The organism is Cryobacterium sp. 10I1, from assembly GCF_035019805.1.
GTDB lineage: Bacteria > Actinomycetota > Actinomycetes > Actinomycetales > Microbacteriaceae > Cryobacterium > Cryobacterium glucosi.
Map to the genome: position 1 here is coordinate 1 of NZ_JASJVF010000114.1, position 10,268 is coordinate 10,268.

Consider the following 10,268-nt stretch of genomic DNA (forward strand, 5'->3'; position numbering starts at 1 on the left):
GCCGCGGGATTCTCCCGGACCGCCATCTTCCTGCCCTTCGCCGTGCCCGCCGTGATCAGCTCGCTCCTCTGGGGCTTCCTCTACCTTCCGGCGGTGAGCCCGTTCTACTGGGTCTTCGAACGCCTGGGCTGGGACGTGCCCGGAGTGCTGGACTCATCAACGGTGCTCTTCGCGATCGCGAACATTGCGCTCTGGGGCGGGGTCGGTTTCAACATGATCGTGATGTACACCTCGCTGAAGGCCGTGCCGACGGACATCTACGAGGCGGCGAAGCTCGATGGCTGCACGGAGGTGCAGGTGGCCTGGCGGATCAAGATCCCCATCATCGCTCCCTCCATCGTGATGACCGCCCTCTTCTCCATGGTCGCCACGCTGCAGGTGTTCGCCGAACCGACGACACTGCGCCCGCTCACCAACAGCCTCTCGACGAGCTGGTCGCCACTCATGCTCGTCTACCGTGACGCCTTCACCCGCGACGACATCTACTCTGCGGCCGCGACCTCGATCATCATCGCTGTCGTCACCTTTGCTTTCTCATTCCTGTTCCTGCGAGTCGTGCAGAAACGCGCGTTCGGCCAGGAGGACTAGACCGTGACCACCTTCAGCATTCCCCGAACCAGGCCCCGCAGGGTCCGCGGATCAGCCGACTCGATCCGGGTTAAGCCGAGTTTCGTCTCGACCGGCATCCTGCTCGTCGGCGCCATCTATTGCCTCTTTCCGGTGTTCTGGGTTGTCATGGCCGCGAGCAAGAACAGTTCTGAGCTGTTCTCCACGTTCACGCTGATGCCGAGCACCCACCTGTGGGACAACATCGTCGAACTGACCCAGTACCGGGGCGGACTGTACTGGCGCTGGGTGCTCAACACGGCGCTCTACGCCGGGATCGGGGCACTCGCCTCCACCTGGATCTCCGCCATCTCCGGTTACGTCCTCGCGAAGTTCGAGTTCCCGGGCAAGAAGGCGGTCTTCTCCGTCCTGCTGATGGGCGTGCTCGTTCCGGGCGTCATCCTGGCGATCCCGCAATACTTCCTGTTCGCCTCCGTGGGGATGACGAACACCTTCTGGTCCGTGCTGCTGCCCCAGATCATCAGTCCGTACGGCATCTACCTGGCGCGGATCTATGCTGCCGCCTCTGTGCCGACCGACGTCATCGAAGCCGCACGCACCGAAGGCGCAGGCGAACTGCGCATCTTCAACCGGATCGCGTTGCCGATGATGGCCCCTGGCCTCGTGACAATCTTCTTGTTCCAGTTCGTGGCGGTGTGGAACAACTTCATGCTGCCGTACATCATGCTCGGCAACGACGCACTGTACCCGGTCACGGTCGGATTGAGCGGCCTGCTCAACCAGGGTGCGACCGCCCCGGCGATGTACACGCTCGTGATCAGCGGTGCGCTGCTGTCGATCATCCCGCTGGTGATCCTGTTCCTCGTACTGCAGCGCTACTGGAAGGTCGACCTGGCCGCCGGGGCCGTCAAGTAGGCGCGGGTAGGCTTTGTCCGTGACCCCGCCCACCGCCAAACGCCGCCCCACGATCGATGATGTCGCCGCGGAAGCCGGCGTCTCTCGAGGCACCGTCTCGAGGGTGCTCAACGGCGGTCACTGGGTGAGCCCGGATTCCCTGCAGAGCGTGAATGCGGCCATCAAGAAGACCGGATACCGGGTCAACCCGCACGCCAGGAGCCTCGCCACGAGCCGGGCCAACTCGGTCGCGTTCCTCCTCACGGAGGACCAGGAACGCCTGTTCGAAGACCCGAACTTCGCCGTGCTGATGCGTGGCGCCTCCAAGGCTCTCTCCCGGCACGACATCTCCCTGGTGCTGCTGATGGCCGGAAGTGAGGACGAGCAGCGTCGGGCGACCGAGTTCGTCACGGCAGGTCACGTCGACGGTGTCCTCCTGGTTTCCTCGCACAGCAGCAGGCACGGGCTGATCTCGGACATCGTGGCCGCGGGCATCCCGGCGATCGCCTGTGGGGTGCCGCTCGGGTTCGAACGCAAGCTGGGTTACGTTGCCGCCGATGATTACGACGGGGCCCGGGAGATGGTGAAATATCTGCGTGGGACCGGACGCGCCCGGTTGGCGACGATCACCGGTCCCGGAGACACGTCCGGCGGAATGAAACGGTATCAGGCCTACGTCGACGAGCTCGGCGATGACTTCGACGAGACGCTGGTCGCGCATGGAGACTACAGTCGCGCGAGCGGTGCTGAGGCAATGACCGAGCTGCTGGACCGGCGCCCGGACCTGGACGCAGTCTTCGTGGCGAACGACATGATGGCGGCCGGCGCCATCGACGCCCTGGTAAGTCTCGGCCGGAGGGTTCCGGAGGATGTCGCCGTCGCCGGATTCGACGACGCGCCCGTCGCTCTCACGGCCGTGCCACCACTGACCACGATGCACCAGCCATTCGACCGGATCAGCGAAGAAATGGTGCGGCTCCTTCTCGAAGTGATCAAGGGGGAGCGGACCGCCGCGATCGTCGTGCCCACCGATCTGATTGTGCGGGGATCGGCGTAATACCGATGCGGCATCCGCGGCGCTCCTCCCGGTCTAGAGTGAGATCGCGTCCGTCCGTTTCCGGGGTCTGGCGGCGCTTGCGCTCGGGGGATGTATGAATCGCATGGTCAGTCCGATCTTTCCGAACCGATCCGAACCGGTCGGGAACAACGCGGTGCCCGGCGCCGGCGCTGAGCTGCTCGCGCGGGCGTTCGCCGCGACGTCCACTGTCTCCCTGATCACCGACGCGGCGCAGAATATCCTGCACGTCAGCGCCGCGTTCACGGCGATCACCGGGTACAGCGAGGACGAGATCCTCGGGACCAACTGTCGGCTTCTGCAGGGATCGGGGTCCAGTGCCGCCGTCCGGGGGTCGATCCGGCAGGCACTCGAGGCTGGGGAAGGCTTCGAGGGCGACATTCTCAACTATCGCAAGGACGGCTCGCCGTTCTGGAACGGACTGAGCATCGTGCCGCTCCGGGACCCCGCCGGCGTGATCACGCACTTCGTCAGCGTGCAGCGCGATATCAACACGAGGATCGCCCTGCAGGAGCAGCTGGACTTCCAGGCCGGCCACGAAGCCGTGACCGGACTTCCGAACCGGTTCGGCTTCGAGTCGTACCTGCAACGGCGATCAACGGATGCCGCACCCACAGGCCGCCCCGACCGTGCCGGGCTCGGGCTGATCGCCCTCGAGCATGTCGGGCAGGTCCGGCATTCGTTCGGATTCTCCGGAGCCGATGACGTGCTCGCGGAATTCGCCCGACGACTGAAGGGCCGGCTCCGCGGTGGCGATTACCTCGCGAGCTTCAGCGGCGACCAATTCGTCGTCGTCCTCGAGGGCCTCTGTGACGACGCATCGCCTGAGCTGGCCGCCCGGCTCGAGCGCCTGCACGAAGCCGTCGAGACCCCGTTCCCGGTCGATGGCGAGTCCGTGATGCTCGGGATGACCATGGGGATCACGCCTTTTCCCGCGCGGAGTTCCGGGCCTCACGTTCTCCGGCTGGCGAGCCAGGCGCTCCCCGAGCCGGGGTCGGATCTGTCACGTCCGGACTCGTGGTGGCGACTCGCTCCCACAGGACCGATTGTCGAGTGGGACACGACGATGGCCGCGAGCGATTTCCGCCGAGGGGAGCGATCCCGCGCGCATCGGGAACGCCTGTTCGCCGGGGGACTGTCGATGCACATGCAACCGATCATCGGGCTGTTCGACGGGACCCTCCGTCGCGTCGAGGCCCTCGCCCGGCTGACTCTCGCCGACGGCACCGTCGTCCCGCCGGACAGCTTTGTGCATCAGCTCAGTAGCAACGACCTCGACGAGCTCTTCCGGATCGGACTCAACGAGGCCCTCGGCTGGGTCGCCCGGTGGGAGCAGGACGGACTGGCCCTCGACGTCTCGGTGAACCTTGCCCCGTCGACCCTGCGGCACCCCCGGTGCACCCGATGGGTCGCGAATGCACTGCGCCGGCACGGGCTGACCCCGAACAGGCTCAGCCTCGAACTGCTCGAGACGCAGGAGCTGGATGCGGCCGCCTCGCGCTCCGTTCTCGAGGAGCTCACCGGCCTCGGCGTCGGGCTCGCCCTCGACGACCTCGGCTCCGGCCACAGCAGCCTGAAACGGCTTGCCCAGTTGCCGTTCGACTCGATCAAGATCGACCGCGGGCTGCTCGCCGGCGTCGCCACGAAACCGGTCGAGACGCTCAGCCTCATCGCGACCCTGTCCCAGATGGGTCGGGATATGGGCGCGGCCGTCGTTCTGGAGGGAATCGAGAACGCCGGCCTCGCCGAGGCGGCATCCGTGCTCGGCGCCTCGCTCGGCCAGGGCTACTACTTCGCACGCCCGATGCCGGCCGCGGACGTGCCGTCCTGGGCGGCAGGTTTCGGGCTTCCCGAGGGATTCCATCGTCCTGACCGGGCCGGCCGACTGCACACCGAGCTCGGCGCGCTCGCGTATCACTGGCAATTCACACGCTGGGGATCCCCGCATCCCTTCGTCATCGATGCCTGCCCCCTGACGGGATTCATCGCCGACCGCGGCATCGTCGGCAGCGCACCGCAGCTCTGGCATGACCTCCAACATGGCGTGGACGGTGGTCACGATCGAGCCAGCGGCCTCCTGCTCGACTGGCTGGTCGACCAGAGCACGGGCCAGGTGGGCCAGACTGCACAGACTGCACAGACTGCACAGACTGCACAGACTGCACAGACGGGACATATGGGCCAGACGGGCGGGCTCAGGGCTGGCGCATAGATTCACTGGCTAACGTCGTGAGGTACCCCACTGGGTACCTCGTCGACACCGGTACCTCGTCGACACCAGTACCTCGTCGACGGACCGTCGAATGATGCTCGCGAAGGGAGTCGTCGTGCCCCAGCTGGAGAGGCAGGACGGCAGACGAACGCGCCGGATCGCGATCATCGGTATGGCCGTGGCACTCTGCGCCGTTCTCGGCTTCACCGGCTGGAACCTCGTGGGCCTGGGATTCGGCGCCGTGCCCGGCACCGTGGTCACGTGTCCGACGGCCGACCCCGTCGTCGTCGGCGCGATCACCGTGCCCGCCGGGCCTGTTGCCGGCTATTGCCAGGACCGCCTGGTCAATGCCGCGCACATCATGAATGCCGGGCGGGATCTCGGGATCGGGACGCACACCCAGACCGTCGGCGTGATGACGGCCCTGGGCGAGTCGGGTTTGCGGGTGCTCGACCACGGCGACGCGGCAGGTGCCGACAGCCGCGGGCTGTTCCAGCAGCGCGACAACGGCGCCTGGGGAACACTGGCCGACCGGATGGACCCCTACGTCTCTGCGCAGAATTTCTTCACCAAGCTGACGAAGGTCGCCGGCTGGAAGGAGATGGAGCCGACACTGCTTGCCCACGCGGTCCAGGTCAACGCCGACCCCGAGCACTACGCGGCGTACTGGGCGCGGGCGGAGGACATCGTGGCGGCTCTCGCGATCCCCACGGCCCCGTGACGCACGGGGCCGCGAGGCCTGGGGTCGTACAGCACGGACTCAGCTGCGGCGAGTGACCAGGTAGTCCAGCGCTGCGGTGTGGAGCTCGGCGTCGAAGCCGCGGGCGACCCCGTCGATCTCGACGATCGGCACGATCTGCCGCACGCTCGAGGCGAGCCAGACAGAGTCTGCGGCCTGCAGCTCGTCGGGAGTGACGGTGCGGTACTCGGTGGTCAGCCCGTTCGCCTCCGCGTACGCGAAGAAGGCGGCCTGTGCCGTGCCGGCCAGGATGCCCTGGTCGGTCGACGGCGTGACGAGGTGCCTGCCGAACTGCAGCACGGCTGTCGATGTCGGCCCTTCCAGGACGAACCCGTCGCTGCTGATGAAGATCACGTCGTCGGCTCCCCGGCGCTCCGCCTCACGGTAGACCGACTTGTTCACCGCGTAGGAGAGGGTCTTCGCTCCCTGCAGCAACCACGGGGACGTCTGGGCGACATCGTGGCGGTAACCGCGGTCCAGGGTGACCACCTTCAGGCCGTGGGTGCGCGCTTCGGTGAAGTCGGGTTCCGGGTCGACGAAGACCCAGCCCGTGCACCGGCCGGCGCCCTCGATGCCGCGGGTGAGCACGAGCTTGACCGACAGGCGTGGGTGGGTCGACGCTGCGATTCCCTGGCGGATGCCCTCGCGGTAGAGGTCGAGGCACGGAGCCGGCAGGTCGAGCAACCTGGCCGAATTGGACAGACGGGCCAGGTGCGGCTCGAGGGCCTGGCCGAAACCGTCGATGGCGTCGAGCGTTTCGAAGATGCCGTCGCCGCGGGTCACCGCGAGGTCGAGCACCGAGATCTGCGGGTCTGCCGGGTCGGCCCGACGGACCGAGGCCGCGAGCGCGGAGGCATCCGTTCCGGTCTGGGTCGGGTCGTCCAGCATGAACAGCACGCGGGCGTCCGCACCGTCTGTGGGCGAGGCGTCCGCGTTCGTCGCAACGGGATTCGTGTCTGCTGTGCTCATCGTTCTACTCCATAGTGATCGTGGCTGATCGTGTTCTCGGAAATCCAGTCGGGCAGCACCGCGTAGCCGAGACCCGGCCCGGTGGGAACGGTCACCATGCCGTCGAGTGCGGTGACCGGGGGGTCGATGATGTCCTTTGCGTAATACTTCTCCGACGCCGACACATCGGACGGGTAGCTGAAGTTGGGCAGCGACGACAGGGCGACGTTGGCCGCGCGCCCGATGCCGAACTCGTGCATCCCGCCGCACCACACCGGGATGCCCGCATCCCTCGCGAGATCGTGTGCGGCGCGGGCAACCGTGAGACCGCCCATCCGTGACACCTTGATGTTCAGGATCCGGCCGGCGCCGAGGGCGATCATCGTGCCGATGTCGTCGAGGTCCACGACCCCCTCGTCGAGGCAGATCGGGGTCTCCAGGGTGGCCTGGAGCCTGGCATGGGCGACGAAATTGCGGGGTGCGTACGGCTGTTCGATCATGCTGAGGCCGAATTCGTCGAGACCGCGCATCAGGGCCGTGGTTTCGTCGGTATCCGCGTAGATCCCGTTCGCGTCGACATGGACGTCCTGCTTCGGGAAGGCGGCGCGTACCGCCCGAACGGGACCGATGTCCCAGCCCGGCTTGATCTTGAGTTTCACCCGGCGGTAGCCGGCGTCGACATGGCGGCTGACCTCGGTGAGCAGGGCGTCGATGGAGGATTCGATGCCGAGGGAGACGCCCGCGGCGACCTCGGCGCGGGTGCCGCCCAGTGCCGCAGACAGCGGTTCGTCGCGCGCGCCGGAGTACAGGCTCCACGCGGCCATGTCGAAGCCGGCCTTGGCGAACTCGTGGCCGCGGATGCGTGCCCACGTCGTCGCCAGCTCGGCCGGCGTCTCCCACTCGTGCCCGATGATCGCGGGGACGATGTATTTCTTCGCGACGAGGAGCGCCGTGTCCACGGTCTCCGAGGAGTAGAAGGGGTCGCTCGCCGAGGCGATCTCGCCCCAGCCGACCGCGCCGGATTCGTCGGTGAGGCGCACCACGATGTGGTCGAGGTGGCTCTTGCGGTGAGAACTGGTCTCGAAACCGTGCACCAGCGGCAACCGGGTGACGAACAGGGAAACGCCCACTACCTTCATCGTGCTCCTTCGGTGCTGCGTTCGGTGCTGCGCTCGTCCATCGTTCACTCCACGTAACTGTTCAGGATCTGGTTCAGCTGCTCCCGCTCGGCGAACCTGCGCCGGGCTCCTTTGGCACTGGCAATACTCAAGGTACTCACCAGGTGGATGACGGCGGCGACCGCCGTGGGGGAGTCGGCGTACGAGGCGCTGCTGGTCGGCACGGTCACGGTTTCGGTGGCGAAGGCTGCGACCGGAGCATCGGGGGAGTCCGTGACGGCGATCACGGTTCCGCCGGCCTCGGCGAACCGTTCGGCGACGAGCACGCTCTGCCGCTGGTACCGGCGGAACGAGAACACGACGAGCACATCGGTCGGGCGGACGTCGCTGAGGACGTCGATCGAGCGGACGGCGGCTTCGTCGATAAGGAGCACCTGAGAGAGTCCTGCCGAGAGGTCCCAGGCGAACAGGGTCGCGTATGCGAATGACTTGCCCGCGCCGAGCACATACCGCCTGCGGGCGGCCACGATCCGGGCCGGCGCGCGAACGAGGGCATCGTCTTCCCCGAGGTGGGCGAAGGTCTCGGCAAGGTTCTTCTTTTCGCTCTCCACGATGCGCGCGCGCAAGACCGACGACGACGACCGCTTCTGCAGTCGTGCGGCGTACCGGTCCTCCGGGCTTGTGAGGGCCTCGTTCGCCTCTGTCAACGGGCTGCCTGGCGGATGCGCGGCGCGGCCTCCTGGGAGCTGGCCGCGACGAAGACGTATGCGGCGCTCGTGCCGTCAACCCGGACGCAGGATTCGGCGACGTAGCCGCGCTCGAACAGCTCGGTGAAGGTTTCGGCCACGGCGGCTCTCAATGCCTGGACGATGACGGGGGCGAGCGTCTTCGCGGGATTGTCGGACGGGATCGGCACGTGGATGACGTCGCCGTCGCCCACCGGCCGACCCCAGTGCCGGGGTAGCGTCGTTCCCAGTGCTGTGGGGTCCACGACGGGGAAGCCCGGGGGGATCGACGCCGCGGCGCGGGGCGGCGTGGCCGACTCGGTACCGGTGGCGCCCGAGAGCGCCCAGTCGACGATCAGGCGGTCGGAGAACGGCTCGTCGTAGTAGTTCGCGGTGAAGCGCACTCCGCAGGCGCCGAGCACGTCGAGGTTGAAGTGGGCATTGCGGGCAAGGGTCGGGTCGAACGCCCAGCGCATCGAGGTGAGTCCCTCTGCTCTCGCGATGATGGCCTGTTCCTGCTTCAGCAGGCGGCCCACTCCCTTGCCCTGCCAGGCGGGGTCGATGAACGCGGCCTGCGAGTACAGGTAGGGCGCCCCGGATTCGAAACCCACGAAGCCGTAGGCGAAACCGACGAGCTCGCCGGCGCCGTCCCGCGCGGCAACGGCCGCACCGCCGTTGCCCACGATTGCCGAGAGCAGCTTCGGGTTCAGGCTGTGATCGGCCGCGGTATAGCCGAACACCCGGGTATACAGCTCGCTGGCGTGGCTGAACTCGGCGCGTGACCGGGTGGATTCCACCGTGAGTTTCAGGTCACCCATGTTGTGTCGTTTCCCTGTCCTCGTCTTGTCGGAACACGATGTTCCAGAACCAATCTGACAATCATAAACAACTTATGTGTGGTATTCGTTTCGTAACTCTCAAGCAAATCCGCGAACTGGTCGAAGGATAGGTAACATATCTTCTACCTGTTCCGAGCCTGCCACCGCCTGAGGAGATGCCGTCATCACATCCACTGGACCCGTCATTCCGGACGCCTCCGCGCGGGCTCGTGCGCTGGCGACCCTCGAGCACTACGTGCTGCGCGAAACGCCGACCGGGGCGGGCGCGGCCATCACGGCGTTCGCGGATGCACTCGCCGCCCGCTATTCCGGACTCGGCGGCACGGTGGTGCTGCACCCGACTCCGGGAGGCCCCCACGTGGTCGCTGACTTCCCCGGGAGGGGCAGTGGCGTCGGCGCCGCTCCCGTTCTCCTGATCGGGCACTCCGACACGGTGTGGCCGGTCGGCACCCTCGCCGGCGACGTGCCGTGGACGAGCGATGGAATCCGCATCACCGGCCCAGGGGCCTACGACATGAAATCCGGCCTGGTGGTCATGGAAGAGGCCCTCGAGCTGCTCCGCGCCCTGGGCGATGCCGGTGCCGTGGACCACGTGCCGGTGCGGATCATCGTCACGGCAGACGAGGAAATCGGCTCCCCGACCTCTGGCGCGCTGCTCCTGGCCACGGCCGACGGCTGTTCTGCGGCGATCGGCTTCGAGTCGCCGCACCCCGACGGCGACCTCAAGGTCGGGCGTCTCGGCAGCACCCGCCTCGCTCTCGCCGTCTCCGGTGTTCCCGCCCACGCCGCCCTCGACCCCGAGAAGGGAGTCTCCGCGACGGAGGAGATCATCGACCAGTTGCTGCGGGTGCGCGACATCGCGGCCAGGGCCACGATCCGCGCCGAAGAACACCCGGCCGCCAAGGTGCTCTACAACCTCGGTTCCATCACAGCCCCCGGCCTGGCCAACGTCGTCGCGGACGACGCCGTGGCCGTCCTCGGCTTCCGCTTCTCCGATCCGGACATCGAAGGCGAAGTCCTCGACGAGATCGAGGCGCTGACTCCCGTCCGCCCGCGTGCGCAGGTGGCCGTCACCCGGCTGTCCTACCGCCCGGCCTGGCAGCCACGCGCCGCCGACCAGGCCCTGGCCGCCGTCATCTCGGGCTGCGACG

Annotated in this window: 10 protein-coding genes; 6 read left to right on the top strand and 4 right to left on the bottom strand. The window is 67.3% G+C overall.

The window, feature by feature from the left end; all coding sequences use genetic code 11:
- From QN345_RS11050 to QN345_RS11070, 5 genes are all read left to right on the top strand, one after another.
- Nucleotides 1-588: sugar ABC transporter permease (locus QN345_RS11050; RefSeq protein ID WP_323508654.1), on the top strand; the 588-nt coding region annotated here is incomplete at its 5' end.
- Between the two features lie 63 nt (nucleotides 589-651).
- Entirely contained in the window at nucleotides 652-1,482 is an 831-nt protein-coding gene (locus QN345_RS11055) for a carbohydrate ABC transporter permease (RefSeq protein WP_322137272.1), read from the top strand.
- 19 nt (nucleotides 1,483-1,501) lie between these two features.
- Entirely contained in the window at nucleotides 1,502-2,518 is a 1,017-nt protein-coding gene (locus QN345_RS11060) for a LacI family DNA-binding transcriptional regulator (RefSeq protein ID WP_322135241.1), read from the top strand.
- 103 nt (nucleotides 2,519-2,621) lie between these two features.
- On the top strand, nucleotides 2,622-4,748 hold the full coding sequence (locus QN345_RS11065; RefSeq protein ID WP_322140953.1) for an EAL domain-containing protein: 2,127 nt from the start codon (nucleotides 2,622-2,624) through the stop codon (nucleotides 4,746-4,748).
- A 91-nt stretch (nucleotides 4,749-4,839) separates the two neighbouring features.
- Nucleotides 4,840-5,469 carry a hypothetical protein gene (locus QN345_RS11070; protein WP_322135243.1) on the top strand — a complete coding sequence of 210 codons (630 nt, stop codon included), beginning with the start codon at nucleotides 4,840-4,842 and terminating at the stop codon, nucleotides 5,467-5,469.
- Nucleotides 5,470-5,508: 39 nt separating this feature from the next.
- Here QN345_RS11070 and QN345_RS11075 read toward each other — a convergent pair whose 3' ends face one another.
- The 4 genes from QN345_RS11075 to QN345_RS11090 are packed head-to-tail and all read right to left on the bottom strand — an operon-like array spanning nucleotide 5,509 to nucleotide 9,096.
- Nucleotides 5,509-6,456, bottom strand: coding sequence for an aminodeoxychorismate lyase (locus QN345_RS11075; protein WP_322135244.1), 948 nt, complete (start codon nucleotides 6,454-6,456; stop codon nucleotides 5,509-5,511).
- Complete coding sequence (gene menC, locus QN345_RS11080) at nucleotides 6,453-7,574, bottom strand: o-succinylbenzoate synthase (protein WP_322140952.1); 1,122 nt, start codon at nucleotides 7,572-7,574, stop codon at nucleotides 6,453-6,455. The genes QN345_RS11075 and menC overlap by 4 nt, the downstream gene beginning before the upstream one ends.
- A 44-nt stretch (nucleotides 7,575-7,618) precedes the next feature.
- On the bottom strand, nucleotides 7,619-8,260 hold the full coding sequence (locus QN345_RS11085) for a MurR/RpiR family transcriptional regulator (RefSeq protein WP_322140951.1): 642 nt from the start codon (nucleotides 8,258-8,260) through the stop codon (nucleotides 7,619-7,621).
- Nucleotides 8,257-9,096: a GNAT family N-acetyltransferase gene (locus QN345_RS11090; protein WP_322140950.1), complete on the bottom strand. Its 840-nt coding sequence runs from the start codon at nucleotides 9,094-9,096 to the stop codon at nucleotides 8,257-8,259. Before QN345_RS11090 ends, QN345_RS11085 begins: the two co-directional genes overlap by 4 nt.
- A gap of 256 nt (nucleotides 9,097-9,352) precedes the next feature.
- Between QN345_RS11090 and QN345_RS11095 the strand changes: the two genes are divergently transcribed.
- The coding region (locus tag QN345_RS11095) for a M20/M25/M40 family metallo-hydrolase (protein ID WP_323508655.1) at nucleotides 9,353-10,268 on the top strand (916 nt) is incomplete at its 3' end.